The following is a 13,684-nucleotide window of genomic DNA, read 5'->3' as shown; positions in this document are numbered from 1 at the left end:
CCCTGCCCCCGCGCCCCTCTGTCCTTTACAGCCATGCCACATCTGGTATACCAAAATCAACAGCCCGTCCGCCGCATGCGAAAGGATCCAGCCACCATGACCGACACCCGCGCCAACAAGCGTTTCCGTTCGCAGGAATGGTTCGACAATCCGAACAATCCCAACATGACCGCGCTTTATATCGAGCGGTATCAGAATCAGGGCTATACCCGGCAGGAATTGCAGGGCGACCGGCCGATGATCGGCATCGCCCAGACCGGCAGCGATCTGGCGCCCTGCAACAAGATCCATGTTTTCCTGATGGACCGGATCAAGGCGGGCATTCGCGACGGCGGCGGCGTGCCGATCGAGTTTCCGGTCCATCCCATTCAGGAAACCGGCAAGCGCCCGACCGCAGCACTTGACCGCAACCTCGCCTATCTGGGGCTGGTCGAGGTGTTGCACGGCTATCCCATCGACGGGGTGGTGCTGACCACCGGCTGCGACAAGACCACGCCCGCCATGCTGATGGGCGCGGCGACGATGGATATTCCTGCGATCACCCTCAACGGCGGTCCGATGCTGGACGGCTGGTGGAAGGGCAAGCGCGCGGGCTCGGGCACGATCGTCTGGGAAAGCCGGCGCCTGCTGGCCGAGGGCAAGATCGACTATGAGGAATTCATCGAGCGCGCCTGCGCCAGCGCCCCCAGCCTTGGCCATTGCAACACCATGGGCACAGCCAGCACGATGAACGCAATGGCCGAGGCCTTGGGGATGTCCCTGCCCGGCTGCTCAGCCATTCCGGCGCCGTTCCGCGAGCGGATGGCCATGGCCTATGAAACCGGCAAGCGCATCGTTCAGATGGTGCTGGACGATCTGAAGCCCAGCGACATCCTGACCCGCGCGGCTTTCGAGAACGCCATCGTCGTCAACACCGCCATCGGCGGCTCGACCAACGCCCCGCCGCATCTTCAGGCCATCGCACGCCATGCCGGGGTCGCGTTGAACGTCAAGGACTGGGAAACCATCGGCTTTGATCTGCCCTTGCTGGTCAACATGCAGCCGGCGGGCGAATACCTGGGCGAAAGTTTCTTCCGCGCCGGCGGTGTCGCCGCCGTGATGGGGGAATTGCAGCAGGCCGGGCATCTGCGGCCCGATGCGATGACCGTCACCGGCAAGACTGTGGGCGAGAACGTGGCGCAGATCCGCTCGACCGATCATGACGTGATCCGGCCATTCACCGACCCCTTGCGTCCGCATGCGGGATTCCTTGTGCTTTCCGGCAACCTCTTCGACAGCGCGCTGATGAAGACCAGCGTGATTTCCGAGGATTTCCGCAAGCGTTTCCTGTCCGACCCGGGGCATGAGGGCGTGCACGAGGCCCGCGCCATCGTTTTCGAGGGCCCCGAGGATTATCACGACCGGATCAACGATCCGGCGCTGAAGATCGACGAACATTGCATCCTGTTCATCCGCAACGTCGGCTGTGTCGGCTATCCGGGCAGCGCCGAGGTGGTGAACATGCAGCCGCCGGACGCGATGCTGAAAGCCGGCATCAACCATATGCCGACCGTCGGTGACGGGCGTCAGTCGGGCACCTCGGAAAGCCCCTCGATCCTGAACGCCAGCCCGGAATCGGTCGTGGGCGGCGGTCTGGCCTTCCTGAAAACCGGCGATATGATCCGGCTCGACCTGAACGCGCGGACCATGAATGCGCTGGTCGACGACGCCGAATGGCAGGCGCGCCGCGATGCGTGGACTGCGCCCACGCTGGTCAATCAGACCCCGTGGGAAGAGATTTATCGCAAGAATGTCGGGCAACTGGCCGATGGCGGTTGTCTGGAACTCGCCACCGCTTATCAGCGGGTGGTGAAAACGCTTCCGCGCGACAATCACTAAGGGGCCAGCGCCATGCCAGAGACCACGAAAACCATCATCGTCACCGGCGCCGGCAGCGGTATCGGCCGGCTGACCGCGCAGACATTCCTGAACGCCGGCTGGCGGGTCGGGCTTGTCGGCCGGCGCGAGGATGCGCTGCGCGAGACGGTGGAAGAGATGGCGGCCGAGACGACAGGCGGTGCGGCAGACGGGGTGGCAAACGGCGTGGCGGGCGCGCTCGTCCTGCCCTGCGACGTCACCGATGCCGATGCGGTCGACGCGGCCTTTGACCGCGCGGTCAGCGAATGGGGGCGGGTCGACGTGCTGTTCAACAACGCCGGCACCGGCAGCCCGCCCCTGACCCCCGACCTGACCACGCCGGAATCGTTCCGCAACGTGATCGAGGTCAATCTGATCGGGGTGTTCAACTGCGCCCGGGCCGCGTTCCGGGTGATGCGCGCCCAGAAACCGCAGGGCGGCCGGATCATCAACAACGGCTCGGTCTCCTCGACCATGCCGCGGCCGGGCTCTATCGCCTATACCGCCTCGAAACACGCCGTGTCGGGCATGACGCGGACCATCGCGCTGGACGGCCGTCCGTTCAACATCGCCTGCGGGCAGATCGACATCGGCAACGCGCTGACCAAGATGGCGCAGGCGATGACCACCGGCGTGCCGCAGGCCGACGGCTCGATCAAGGTCGAGCCGGTGATGGACGCGCAGCTGGTGGCGGATGCGGTCCTGCATATGGCCAGCCTGCCGGATGGCGCGAATGTGCAGTCGATGACCATCATGGCCACCAACATGCCGTTCGTGGGCCGCGGCTGAACATGACGATGGCGCGCCGGTCGGTCTGGCCGGCGCGGTGATCGAACCTGACGGCGGCATGGCCGCCATGTTGCGAAAGGAAAACGCATGCCGCAGATTGTGGCCTTGGGAAGTTACAGCGATTCCGATCAGGCGGCCCTGACCGCGCTCGGGGCCGTGACCGTGGCGTCGAATGATGAGCTGAGAGCCCTGTCCGACGCCGACCGCGCCACGGTCGAGGGGCTGGCGTTCAAGGGCCATCAGCCGTTCGGCGCGGCGGAAATGGCGCTGTTGCCGGCGTTGCGGGTGATCGCGAATTACGGCGTCGGTTATGACGCCATCGACGTGGCGGCGGCGACGGCGCGCGGGATACAGGTCACCAACACGCCGGACGTGCTGAGCGATGATGTCGCTGATCTGGCCGTCGGCATGCTGATCGCGCAGGTCCGCGACTTCGAGACCGGGATCAAGGCGGTCAGAACCGGCACCTGGGCGACGACCGGCGACCTGCCGCTGTCGCGCAAGATGTCCGGGCGCCGGGTCGGGGTGCTGGGTCTGGGCCGCATCGGACGCGAGATCGCCGACCGGCTGGCGGCGTTCAAATCCCAGATCCACTATTGGTCCCGCAGCGAAAAGGACACGCCCGCCGGCTGGGTCTGGCATGACGATCCGGTGGCGCTGGCGGGCGCCGTCGACGATCTGGTGATCGCGCTGGTCGGCGGCCCGGACACCAAGGACATGGTCTCGGCCAAGGTGATCGAGGCGCTTGGCCCCGATGGCGTCGTCGTGAACATCTCGCGCGGCAGCGTCATCGACGAAGCGGCGCTGATCGAGGCGCTTCAGAACGGCGGGCTGCGCGGCGCGGCGCTGGACGTGTTCCAGGGCGAGCCGAAGATCGACCCGCGGCTGGCCCAGGCGCCGAACGTCCTGCCCCTGCCCCATATCGGTTCGGCCACCGTCGAGACCCGCGCCGCCATGGGCGAATTGCAGCGCCGCAACCTGACCGAGGTGCTGGCGGGGCGTCCGCCGATAACCCCCGTGAACGCCCCCAAAGCATCGACGTGAGCGATCGGGGCGATCCCACCTATCCGGCCAACCTTGCCCGCCAGTTGCGGCGCGAGATCCTGATCGGTGACCTGCCCCCCGGCAGCCCGATCAAGGAACGCGATCACGCCGCCCGGCTGGGCGTCAGCCGCACGCCGCTGCGCGAAGCGGTGCGCATCCTTTCGCAGGAGGGGCTGGTGATCCTGCGCCCGCTGCGCAGCCCCGTCGTCGCCGACCCCGGCCTGCAGGAGGTTCTGGACGAAATCGTCGTTCTGCGTCAGCTCGAGATGTTTTCGGGCGAACTGGCCTGCCTGCGGGCCACCGAACCGGAAATCGACGCCATCCTTGATCTGAATGCGCGCGTCGCGGCCGAACATGCCACCGGCGACAAGCTGGACGTGTTCGATCTGGACATGCAGATGCATCGCAATATCGTCGCGGCGGCGCATAACCCGGCGCTGGCCCGGACGCATGGCGAATACCTTGCTCGGCTGTGGCGGATACGGTTCATCTCGGCCAGCCAGCGCACCGATTCCGCCCGGGTTCTGGCCGATCACGCGGGCATGGCGCAGGCGCTTCGGGCCCGCGACGGCGCCACCATGATGCGCCACATCCGGTCGCATTTCGACGGCTTCATCCGCAATGTCGAACGTCATTTCGCCCCGGATGCGGCATCCGGTCCCGCCAACGCGCGGGAAACGGCGGGCGGCCCCGGGCAGCCGGTCAAACTCGGCCGGGCGTGATGCGGCGGCTTGCGTATGGCGGCTTGCGTATGGCGGCGTGGCGCGTCAGTACTGATCCGGCTGTTCTGAACCCTTCCATGATCGCGGAGCGTCGGTCCCCCATGTCGCCACCCACATCGTCACCCATGTCGCCAAAGGATATCCTGCTTGCCGGGCTGATCGCGGTCGCCTGGGGTTTCAACTTTGTGGTGATCAAGGTCGGGCTGCAGAATTTTCCGCCGCTGTTGTTCTCGGCGCTGCGGTTCACCCTTGCCGCCGTGCCGCTGGTGTTCTTCCTGCCGCGTCCGGCGGTCAGCTGGCGGATCATCCTTGGCATCGGCACCGTGCTGGGCGTGATCAAATTCTCGCTTTTGTTCGTCGGAATGGACCTGGGCGTTTCGGCGGGGCTCGCCTCGCTTCTGCTGCAATCGCAGGCGTTTTTCACGCTGATCCTTGCCGCGCTGATCCTGCATGACCGGCCGACGGGCGGCCAGATCGCGGGGGTGTTCGTCGCCTTCTGCGGCATCGCGCTGGTCGCGACCAGCGTCGACGCGGGGTTCACCGTGACCGGGCTGGTCCTGTTGCTGGGCGCGGGTCTGGCATGGGGGTTTTCCAATATTATCATGCGCCATGCGGGGCCGGTGAACATGCTGAACCTGATGGTCTGGGTCTCGCTGGTGCCGTCGGTGCCGATGCTGATCCTGTCGCTGTTGATCGAGGGCGCCGATGCGGACCGGCAGGCGATCGCCGCGTTGAACTGGTACGGGGTCGGCGCGGTGCTTTACGTGGCCTATGTCGCGACGATCCTTGGCTTCGCGGGCTGGGGCTATCTGATCTCGCGCCACGGCGCCGGTCAGGTGGCGCCGTTTTCCTTGCTGGTGCCGATTTTCGGAATGCTGTCCTCGGCGCTTATTCTGGGGGAATCCTTCGGGCCGGCGCGGCTGGCGGGGGCGGCGCTGGTGCTGGTCGGGCTGCTGATGACGGTGATCAGAAAGCCGCGACAGCGCCCCGGCGCCACGCAGGCCCTGCCCCCCGGCGCCTGAAAAGGCTCAGCTTTCGCGCAGCCATTGCATCCAGCCAAGGGTTTCTTCGGTAAGACCCACGGGGATGTATTCGACACCCAGAGGCCGGTTCCAGCCGAGCGAGTCGAGCAGCCGGCAGATGTGGCGATAATTGACCTCGCCCTCGTCTGGGGGGCCGCGATCGGGGACCGAGGCGATCTGAACATGGCCGATCAGCGGCAGCAGCGCGGTGATCCGCCGGCTTAGATCGCCGTCCATGATCTGCACGTGATAGCAATCGAATATCAGCTTCAGATTCGGGTGTCCCATGCGGTCGATCAGCGCCAGCGCATAGTCGGCATGCGACAGGAAATAGCCCGGCATGTCCTGCTGGTTCAACGGCTCGATCAGGATCGTCATGTCATGTCTGGCCGCGGCGTCGCAGGCGTAATCGAGATTGGCGCGAAAGGTCGTGTCGGCCGCCGGCGCGTCTGTAAACCCGGCCAGAAGATGCAGCGCGTCGCATTGCAGCCGGCGGGCGATGGCGATCGACTTGTCGATATCCGCGCGTGCCTCGGCCTCGCGCCCCGGAATGGCGTTGAAGCCGATTTCGCCCGGCGCCCCCTGCCCCGTGTTCATCAGTTGCAGGGGCAGCCCGGTAGTGTCCAGGGCGGCTTTGACGGCGTCTATATCCTCAAGGTCCAGACTGTGGGTTTCGACCGCGTCAAATCCGGCACGATGTGCTGCGAATATCGCCTGAGGTAAGCTCAACTCCGGCCAGAGAAACCCCAAATTCGCAGATAACCGTACCATTCATTCCCAAGAAATACCGTGCACTGTAATCAGATCGGCGACCTGCTCTGCTGTCAAGCCTTGCGGGTCCTGTCCCCGCAACATCAGCGCCAGCCGCGCCGTGGCTTCCAGTTCCTCGATGGCGTTGCAGGCGGTCTCGGGGGTCTTGCCCGCGACGACCGGGCCGTGATTGGCCAGCATGACCGCCGCGCGGCGCCCGTTCAGCCCGCGCACGGCATCGCCCATGGCGGCATCGCCGGGCCGGAAATAGGGTAGCAGGCGGACCTTGCCCAGCAGCATGATCGCATAAGGGGTCAGCGGCGGCAGAAAGTTGTCGGGGTCCTGACCCGGCAGCATCGACAGCGCGACCGAATGGCAGGAATGCAGATGCACCACCGCCCCGGTGCCGTCGCGGGTGTCATAGAACGCCTTGTGCAGCGCCATTTCCTTGGTCGGCGGATCGCCGTCGATCTGACGCCCCCGGTCGTCGAACCGCGCCAGCCGGGCCGGGTCCAGCCGGCCAAAGCTGGATCCGGTCGGCGACACCAGAAGGCCGCCATCCGGGGTTCGTGCCGAGATATTGCCGGTCGAGCCATGCGTCAGGCCGCGCTGATAAAGCGAGGCGGCCAGCTCGCAAAGCGTCTCGCGCAGACGCGACTCGGCAGGGGTCATTTGGCGGGCAGCACTTTCTGCGTCTGCTCGCCCAGCCCCTCGATACCCAGCCGGATGGTTTCGCCGCCGCGCAGGAACACGGGCGGTTTCTGACCCAGACCGACGCCCGGAGGGGTGCCGGTGGTGATCACGTCGCCGGGCAAAAGCGTCATGATCCGCGAGCAATAGCTGACCAGCGCCGCGACCCCGAACACCATCGTCTTGGTCGAGCCGTCCTGATAGCGCTTGCCGTCGACCTCAAGCCACATGGCAAGGTTTTCGGGGTTCGGAATCTCGTCGGCCGTCACCATCCACGGGCCGATCGGGCCGAAGGTGTCAAACCCCTTGCCCTTGTCCCATGTCCCGGTGCGTTCGATCTGCCATTCGCGTTCGCTGACGTCGTTCACCACGCAATAGCCCGCGACATGTTTCATCGCCTCGGCCTCGCTGACGTCCGAGGCGGGCGCGCCGATGACGACGCCCAGTTCGATTTCCCAATCGGTCTTTTTCGATTCGCGCGGGATCTGGATATCGTCATCCGGGCCGACGATGCAGCTGGTCCATTTGTTGAAAACCACCGGTTCGGACGGCACGTCCATGCCGGATTCGGCCGCGTGATCGGCATAGTTCAGCCCGATCGCGATGAATTTGCGCACCTCGCCCACACAGGCGCCCAGCCGCAACCCGTCCTGCGGCTTGCCCTTGACCACCGGCAGGGACGCCGGGTCGATGGCCCGCAGCTTGTCCAGGCCGGCCGGCGTAAGTACGTCGCCCGCAATGTCTTTTACGTGACCCGACAGGTCGCGGACCTGCCCGTCGTCATCCAGAAGACCCGGCTTTTCGGCCCCCGCGGGACCATAGCGCAGCAGTTTCATCAGACTCTCCCTCAAAGCTAGGCCGGACCATATCCGCAGCCTGCGGCCATGGCAATCTGGCATACCAAATTTGACTTGTCTGGACCTCCAATGCAAAAGGCGGCAAACCATGCATACACCTCATCCAAGGAGCGGAAGATGGCATTTACCCCTCATGGCAAGCATCTGGTCGGTGGCGAATGGGTCGCGGGCGACAGCACGTTCAAATCCAGCCCCGCGCATGGGCCGGCCCATGATTACGCCGTCGGATCGCCCGAACTGGTGACGCGCGCCTGCATCGCCGCCGATGCTGCGTTCGAGCCCTATGCCGCGAAATCGCGCGAGGAACGGGCGGCGTTTCTGGAAGCCATCGCCGACGAGATCGAGGCCCGCGCGGCGGAAATCACCGAGATCGGCACCCAGGAAACCGGCCTGCCCGAGGCGCGGCTGAACGGGGAACGCGGACGCACCTCGGGGCAGATGCGGCTGTTCGCCGACCATATCCGCAAGGGTGCCTATCTGGACCGCCGCACCGACAAGGCTCTGCCCGACCGCCAGCCTGCCCCGCGCCCGGAAATCCGCATGATCCAAATGCCGATCGGGCCGGTCGCCGTGTTCGGCGCCTCGAACTTTCCGCTGGCCTTCTCGACCGCCGGCGGCGACACCGCCGCCGCGCTCGCCGCCGGTTGCCCGGTCGTGGTCAAGGGCCACTCGGCCCATCCCGGAACCGGCGAGATCGTGGCCGAGGCGATTGCGGCGGCGATCGAGAAAACCGGCATGCCCAAGGGTGTGTTCAGCCTGATTCAGGGCGGCAACCGCAAGGTCGGAGAGGCGCTGGTCACCGATCCGCGCATCAAGGCGGTCGGCTTCACCGGCAGTCTGGCCGGCGGCCGCGCGCTGTTCGACCTGTGTGCCGCGCGCCCCGAGCCGATCCCGTTCTTCGGTGAGCTTGGCAGCGTCAACCCGATGTTCGTCCTGCCCGCCGCCGCCGCCGCGCGGGGCGAGGAAATCGGCAAGGGCTGGGCCGGTTCCCTGACCATGGGCGCGGGCCAGTTCTGCACCAATCCGGGCATCGCCGTGGTCGCCGCCGGCCCCGACGCCGACCGTTTCGTCAATGCCGCCAAGGCCGCGCTGGCCGAGGTCGCGCCCCAGACCATGCTGACCGACGGCATCGCCAAGGCCTATCATGACGGCAACGAACGCATGGCGCATTCAAATGCCGTCACCCCGGTATTCACCAGCGACAGCAAGGGCCGCGAGGCCTCGCCCAACCTGTACGAGACCAACGCCGACGCGTTCCTTGCCGAACATAATCTGGCCGAAGAGGTGTTCGGTCCGCTGGGTCTGGTCGTCCGCGTCAACAGCCCCGACGATATGGAGCGCGTGGCGCGTGGTTTTCAGGGCCAGTTGACCGCCACGCTGCAAACCGATCCGGCCGACGCGGATCTGGCGCGCCGGCTGCTGCCGGTTCTGGCCGAAAAGGCCGGCCGGGTGCTTGCGAACGGTTATCCGACCGGGGTCGAGGTGGTCGATTCCATGGTCCACGGAGGCCCCTATCCGGCCAGCACCAACTTTGGCGCGACCAGCGTCGGCACGCTGTCGATCCGGCGTTTCCTGCGTCCGGTGGCGTTCCAGAACCTGCCCGACTATCTGCTGGAAGGCGATCTGCTGGCCTGAACGCCCATGGTCACGACCGCCTCTCTGCCGCCCGACCTTGGCCAGCCGGCCCCCGATTTCACCCTGCCGGATCCGTCCGGTAGGCGCTGGTCGCTGGATGACCTCCGGGGCGCGCGCGGCACGCTGGTCATGTTCATCTGCAATCATTGCCCTTATGTGCTGGGGGCGATCGACCGCATCACCCGCGATGCCCGCGACCTTCAGGCGGCGGGTGTCGGCGTGGTCGCGATTTCGGCCAATGACGTGGGCGCATATCCGCAGGACGGCCCCGACCATATGGCCCGGCTGGCGCGGGATCACGGGTTCACCTTTCCCTATCTTTACGACGAAACCCAATCCGTCGCGCGGGCCTATGGCGCCGTCTGCACGCCCGATTTCTTCGGCTACAACGCTGCGGGACGCCTGTGCTATCGGGGCCGGCTGGACGCGGGGGGACGCCAGCCGCCAGCGCCTGGCGCGCCGCGCGAACTCTATCAGGCGATGCGCGACATCGCCCTGACCGGGCAGCCCCCCGCCCGACAGATGCCCGGCATGGGCTGCTCGATTAAATGGAAACGGCCATGAACGTCTGCATGGCCCCGGTCCCGGTGGTTTTCGATCTGGACGGCACATTGATCGACAGCGCCCCCGACATCCACGCGGCGGTGAACGCGACCCTGAGGGCGGCGGGATATGCGCCGCTTTCCTTCGACATGATCAAGGGGTTCATCGGACAGGGCGTCGCCCATACCTGGACCCAGATCGCCCATGCCCGCGCCATCCCCTCGGACCGGATCGAGGATCTTTTGGCCGGGTTCATGACCCGCTATCACAGCGCCACCGCGCTGACCCGGATCTATCCCGGCGTGCTCGAGGCCTTGGGCGCGCTGGCCGATGCCGGTCATCCGTTGGGTATCTGCACCAACAAGCCGATGGGGCCGACCCGGGCGGTGCTGGACCATTTCGGCATCGCGGGCCTGTTCGCCGTGGTCATCGCCGCCGACAGCCTGCCCGAGCGCAAGCCCGATCCCGCACCTTTGCGCAAGGCGATGGCCGATCTTGGCGCCGACCCGCGCAAACCGCAGGGCATCTATGTCGGCGACAGCGAGGTCGACGCCCAGACCGCCATGGCGCTGGATGTGCCTTTTCTTCTGTATACGCGCGGCTATCGCAAGGCGGCGGTCGAGGCCCTGCCCCATCACGCCGCATTCGACGATTTTGCCGCCCTCCCCGCCCTGATCGAGCAATTGCGCGACTGACCGCCGGTCGCCCCCGTTCCGGCTGGTGGGCGATTGCGGGCCGCGCCCGGACGCTTGACACCGGGCCGATGGCCTGCGACGCACGAACATTCCCTGCCGGAGCATTTTCATGGATATTCGCCCGTTGACCCCCGATCTGGCGGTGGCGCCGCAGATCACCCCCGACCAGGTCCCCGCACTGGCCGAAGCCGGCTTTCGCATGCTGATCAACAACCGCCCCGATTCCGAGGTCGGCCCCGAGCTTTCCAGCGCCGCCATGGAACAGGCCGCGCTGGCCGCCGGCATGGCCTATGTCTACAACCCCTTCGAGCCCGGTCAGGTCACGCCCGAGATGATCACCATTCAGGCCGAGGCGATCCGCAAGCATCCGGCATTCGCCTATTGCCGCAGCGGCAACCGCTCGACCGTGCTTTGGGCGCTGAGCCAGGCGGGGGTGCAGCCGATCGAAACCCTGCTGGCGACCGCCGACAAGGCGGGATATGACCTGACCCCGATCCTGCCGCTGCTGCAATCGCTGGCCGGACGCAACGAAGGCTGACGAAAGGCGCACGGGGATGAGCGAGCCGCAGACGCTGGACATATTCGCCGATCCGATCTGCCCGTGGTCGATGCTGGGCAAGGCCAATCTGGACCGGGCGCTGGAAAGCCGGCCCGATCATCCTTTCGTGCTGGCGTGGCACCCGTTCCGCCTGAACCCGCAGACGCCCCGCGGCGGCTATGACCGTGCCGCCTATATGCAGGCGAAATATGGCAATGATGCGGCGCGCATGGACGCGCAGGTCATGGATGCGGCGGCGCGCGCCGGCGTCGATGTCGATCTGCTGGCGATCCGCCGCGTGCCCGACACGACCGATGCGCATCGGCTTTTGCACTGGGCGGGGGTCGAGGGCGTGCAGACCCCGGTCATGTCGGCCCTGATGCGCGGCTATTGGCGCGAGGGGCGCGACATCGGCGACCCCGAAGTTCTGGCCGCGCTTGCCGCTTCGGCCGGCATGGACCCCGCCATGGTCCGGCGCCTGCTGGCCAGCGACGCCGATCTTGACACCATCGCGGCGCGCGAGGCGCACGCCCGCGAACGCGGGGTGAATTCGGTGCCGACCTATATCATCGCCGGCCGCCATGCGGTGTCGGGCGCCCAGCCTGTGGCGCTGTGGCAAAACGTGATTGACGAGCTGAACCAGCAACCGCCGGCCGGGGCCGAGCCGTCATCATGATCCCGGGCGCCTGACCGATGCGAAACGGCGCAGGCGAAGGTTTGCGCCGGTCGACGGTGCGTTTTGGCGGGTATCCCGCGCCGGCAGTCGGTCGCGTCAACACCGGCCGCCATGCGGTGTCGGGCGCCCAGCCGGTGGCGCTGTGGCAGAACGTGATTGACGAGTTGAACCAGCAGCCACCGACCGGGGCCGAGCCGTCATCATGATCCCGGGCGCCTGACCGACCCGAAGCGGCGCGGGCGCAGGTTTGCGCCAGTTGACGGTGCGTTTCGACGGGGATCCCGCGCCAGCAGGCGATCGCGTCAACGCCGGCATTCGGTCCCGGGGGGTTGCCCTCACCCGCCGACAGGCAGAAGAAGTTGGCCATGACCGACTCAACCCTGAACCCCGTCCGCCGCTTGCCGCTGCCCGAATTCATCGGGTTGATGGCGATTCTGTTCGCGACCATCGCCTTCTCGATCGACGCCATGCTGCCGGCCCTGCCGGAGATCGCGGCCGAGCTTGTGCCCGACGATGTCAACAGCGCCCAGCTTGTGCTGACCTCTTTCATGATGGGGATGGGGATCGGCACCTTGTTCGCCGGGCCGATTTCGGACGCCTTGGGCCGCAAGCTGACGATCTCGCTGGGGCTCCTGATCTATATCGCGGCGGCGTTTGGCGCGCATTATGCCAGTTCGCTGGAAAGCCTGCTGGTGCTGCGGGTCTTGCAGGGGCTTGGCGCGGCCTCGCCCCGGATCGTCGGGCTGGCGCTGGTGCGTGACCTTTATCAGGGCCGCGAGATGGCTCGGATCAGCAGTTTCGTGATGATGGTCTTTATCATGGTCCCCGCCCTCGCCCCGGCGGCCGGGCAATTGATCATCAATATTGGCGGATGGCGGGCGATTTTTCTGGCCTTCATTGCGCTCGGTCTGTTCAACCTGACTTGGCTGAACCTGCGCCAGGCCGAAACGCTGGCCCCGCCCGCGCGCCGGCCGCTGGCCTTCGGCACGCTGATCGCGGGCGCGCGTGAGGTTCTGTCCGACCGTCAGGTCATGATCTGCATGGTGGTGATGACGCTGGGGTTCGGCCAGATGTTCGCGCTTTTGGCCAGCGCCCAGCAGCTTTTCGGCGAGACCTATCATCAGGGCGACCGTTTCCCGGTCCTGTTCGCGGCCATGGCGTTGCTGGCCAGCGTCGGCACGATCCTGAACATGCGCTATGTGGTGCAGCTTGGCATGCGGCGGATCGCCAAGGCGGCCTATATGATGCAGATCGTCTCGGCCGCGCTGTTCCTGACCACGCTGCTGACCGGGATCCTGCCCGAGCCCTTGCGTTTTCCCGCCTTCTTCCTGTGGGCGGTGTCGGTCTTTGCGATGGCCGGCGTGACCTTCGGCAACCTGAACGCGCTTGCCATGCAGCGCATGGGCCATATCGCCGGCATGACCGCCTCGATCGTTTCGGCCTTTTCGACGCTGGGCGCGATCCTGATCGCGGCGCCGGTGGGGCTGATGTTCAACGGCACCGCCATACCCGTCGCCTCGGCCGCGCTGATCTGTTCATCGGTCGCGTGGCTGCTTATGCGGCAGTTGGAGGACTGAGGCTGCGGCGCGGGTGCATTCCGCGCCCGCTTGCGCGTAATGCCCGCCCCGGCGAACGAAACGGCGCTTCCGCGAAACGCTTCGTTTAAACAATCCCGTCCACAAAAAATTTGCCGCGGTTTTCCGATTGAAAACCGCGGCCAGATCTGTACCGAACCAATATTTTTGGTAACCACATGCACATAGCAAACGGCCCGTGATGGGACATTAAACAAAAGTTCACCCTCCGTAAACTTGACCAAAACGGCAG

At 66.1% G+C, this 13,684-nt stretch carries 14 protein-coding genes; 11 read left to right on the top strand and 3 right to left on the bottom strand.

Annotated elements, in window-relative coordinates; all coding sequences use genetic code 11:
• Positions 1-96: 96 nt before the first annotated feature.
• The 5 genes from ACFSCT_RS04630 to ACFSCT_RS04610 all read left to right on the top strand — a co-directional run bounded on the left by ACFSCT_RS04630 (position 97) and on the right by ACFSCT_RS04610 (position 5,473).
• Positions 97-1,878 (top strand): IlvD/Edd family dehydratase, encoded by a 1,782-nt coding sequence (locus ACFSCT_RS04630; RefSeq protein ID WP_379140494.1) that lies wholly within the window; start codon positions 97-99, stop codon positions 1,876-1,878.
• Positions 1,879-1,890: 12 nt separating this feature from the next.
• A complete protein-coding gene (locus ACFSCT_RS04625) occupies positions 1,891-2,685 on the top strand; it encodes an SDR family oxidoreductase (protein WP_379140493.1) in 795 nt (264 codons plus the stop codon).
• An 87-nt stretch (positions 2,686-2,772) separates the two neighbouring features.
• The gene (locus ACFSCT_RS04620) at positions 2,773-3,729 is read left to right on the top strand and encodes a 2-hydroxyacid dehydrogenase (protein WP_379140491.1); all 957 of its coding nucleotides are present in this window, start codon (positions 2,773-2,775) and stop codon (positions 3,727-3,729) included.
• Entirely contained in the window at positions 3,726-4,451 is a 726-nt protein-coding gene (locus ACFSCT_RS04615) for a GntR family transcriptional regulator (RefSeq protein ID WP_379140489.1), read from the top strand. Before ACFSCT_RS04620 ends, ACFSCT_RS04615 begins: the two co-directional genes overlap by 4 nt.
• Positions 4,452-4,576: 125 nt before the next feature.
• A complete protein-coding gene (locus tag ACFSCT_RS04610; RefSeq protein WP_379140487.1) occupies positions 4,577-5,473 on the top strand; it encodes an EamA family transporter in 897 nt (298 codons plus the stop codon).
• A gap of 6 nt (positions 5,474-5,479) precedes the next feature.
• Here the strand turns inward: ACFSCT_RS04610 and ACFSCT_RS04605 are convergent, their stop codons facing one another.
• The 3 genes from ACFSCT_RS04605 to ACFSCT_RS04595 are packed head-to-tail and all read right to left on the bottom strand — an operon-like array spanning position 5,480 to position 7,749.
• The gene (locus ACFSCT_RS04605) at positions 5,480-6,202 is read right to left on the bottom strand and encodes a hydroxypyruvate isomerase family protein (RefSeq protein WP_379140486.1); all 723 of its coding nucleotides are present in this window, start codon (positions 6,200-6,202) and stop codon (positions 5,480-5,482) included.
• 42 nt (positions 6,203-6,244) lie between these two features.
• Positions 6,245-6,895, bottom strand: coding sequence for a 3-oxo-tetronate 4-phosphate decarboxylase (gene otnC, locus ACFSCT_RS04600; RefSeq protein WP_379140485.1), 651 nt, complete (start codon positions 6,893-6,895; stop codon positions 6,245-6,247).
• Complete coding sequence (locus tag ACFSCT_RS04595) at positions 6,892-7,749, bottom strand: ureidoglycolate lyase (protein ID WP_379140483.1); 858 nt, start codon at positions 7,747-7,749, stop codon at positions 6,892-6,894. The genes otnC and ACFSCT_RS04595 overlap by 4 nt, the downstream gene beginning before the upstream one ends.
• A 138-nt stretch (positions 7,750-7,887) precedes the next feature.
• On the opposite strand from ACFSCT_RS04595, the gene ACFSCT_RS04590 reads away from it, so the two are divergent.
• The 6 genes from ACFSCT_RS04590 (at position 7,888) to ACFSCT_RS04565 (ending at position 13,434) form a co-directional block, all read left to right on the top strand.
• Positions 7,888-9,405 carry an aldehyde dehydrogenase (NADP(+)) gene (locus tag ACFSCT_RS04590; protein ID WP_379140482.1) on the top strand — a complete coding sequence of 506 codons (1,518 nt, stop codon included), beginning with the start codon at positions 7,888-7,890 and terminating at the stop codon, positions 9,403-9,405.
• Between the two features lie 6 nt (positions 9,406-9,411).
• The gene (locus ACFSCT_RS04585; RefSeq protein ID WP_379140479.1) at positions 9,412-9,969 is read left to right on the top strand and encodes a thioredoxin family protein; all 558 of its coding nucleotides are present in this window, start codon (positions 9,412-9,414) and stop codon (positions 9,967-9,969) included.
• Positions 9,966-10,643, top strand: a complete 678-nt coding sequence (gene gph / locus ACFSCT_RS04580; RefSeq protein ID WP_379140476.1) for a phosphoglycolate phosphatase — start codon at positions 9,966-9,968, stop codon at positions 10,641-10,643. The genes ACFSCT_RS04585 and gph overlap by 4 nt, the downstream gene beginning before the upstream one ends.
• A gap of 109 nt (positions 10,644-10,752) precedes the next feature.
• A complete protein-coding gene (locus ACFSCT_RS04575; protein WP_379140474.1) occupies positions 10,753-11,181 on the top strand; it encodes a protein tyrosine phosphatase family protein in 429 nt (142 codons plus the stop codon).
• A gap of 16 nt (positions 11,182-11,197) precedes the next feature.
• On the top strand, positions 11,198-11,857 hold the full coding sequence (locus ACFSCT_RS04570; RefSeq protein WP_379140473.1) for a DsbA family oxidoreductase: 660 nt from the start codon (positions 11,198-11,200) through the stop codon (positions 11,855-11,857).
• A 365-nt stretch (positions 11,858-12,222) separates the two neighbouring features.
• Positions 12,223-13,434, top strand: a complete 1,212-nt coding sequence (locus tag ACFSCT_RS04565) for a multidrug effflux MFS transporter (protein ID WP_379140471.1) — start codon at positions 12,223-12,225, stop codon at positions 13,432-13,434.
• The last annotated feature ends 250 nt before the right edge of the window (positions 13,435-13,684 follow it).

It is taken from the genome of Paracoccus pacificus (assembly GCF_042680785.1).
Taxonomy (GTDB): Bacteria; Pseudomonadota; Alphaproteobacteria; order Rhodobacterales; family Rhodobacteraceae; genus Paracoccus; species Paracoccus pacificus.
Note: the sequence above shows the minus strand (reverse complement) of the source record. Positions and strands in the feature narration are given on the sequence as shown.

What these genes read in the sequence shown, in the direction of transcription:
- ACFSCT_RS04630 (WP_379140494.1), top strand. Translation starts at nt 97, where the DNA reads ATGACCGACACCCGCGCCAACAAGCGTTTCCGTTCGCAGGAATGGTTC.
- ACFSCT_RS04625 (WP_379140493.1), top strand. Translation starts at nt 1,891, where the DNA reads ATGCCAGAGACCACGAAAACCATCATCGTCACCGGCGCCGGCAGCGGT.
- ACFSCT_RS04620 (WP_379140491.1), top strand. Translation starts at nt 2,773, where the DNA reads ATGCCGCAGATTGTGGCCTTGGGAAGTTACAGCGATTCCGATCAGGCG.
- ACFSCT_RS04610 (WP_379140487.1), top strand. Translation starts at nt 4,577, where the DNA reads ATGTCGCCAAAGGATATCCTGCTTGCCGGGCTGATCGCGGTCGCCTGG.
- otnC (WP_379140485.1), bottom strand. Translation starts at nt 6,895, where the DNA reads ATGACCCCTGCCGAGTCGCGTCTGCGCGAGACGCTTTGCGAGCTGGCC.
- ACFSCT_RS04595 (WP_379140483.1), bottom strand. Translation starts at nt 7,749, where the DNA reads ATGAAACTGCTGCGCTATGGTCCCGCGGGGGCCGAAAAGCCGGGTCTT.
- ACFSCT_RS04590 (WP_379140482.1), top strand. Translation starts at nt 7,888, where the DNA reads ATGGCATTTACCCCTCATGGCAAGCATCTGGTCGGTGGCGAATGGGTC.
- ACFSCT_RS04585 (WP_379140479.1), top strand. Translation starts at nt 9,412, where the DNA reads ATGGTCACGACCGCCTCTCTGCCGCCCGACCTTGGCCAGCCGGCCCCC.
- gph (WP_379140476.1), top strand. Translation starts at nt 9,966, where the DNA reads ATGAACGTCTGCATGGCCCCGGTCCCGGTGGTTTTCGATCTGGACGGC.
- ACFSCT_RS04575 (WP_379140474.1), top strand. Translation starts at nt 10,753, where the DNA reads ATGGATATTCGCCCGTTGACCCCCGATCTGGCGGTGGCGCCGCAGATC.
- ACFSCT_RS04570 (WP_379140473.1), top strand. Translation starts at nt 11,198, where the DNA reads ATGAGCGAGCCGCAGACGCTGGACATATTCGCCGATCCGATCTGCCCG.
- ACFSCT_RS04565 (WP_379140471.1), top strand. Translation starts at nt 12,223, where the DNA reads ATGACCGACTCAACCCTGAACCCCGTCCGCCGCTTGCCGCTGCCCGAA.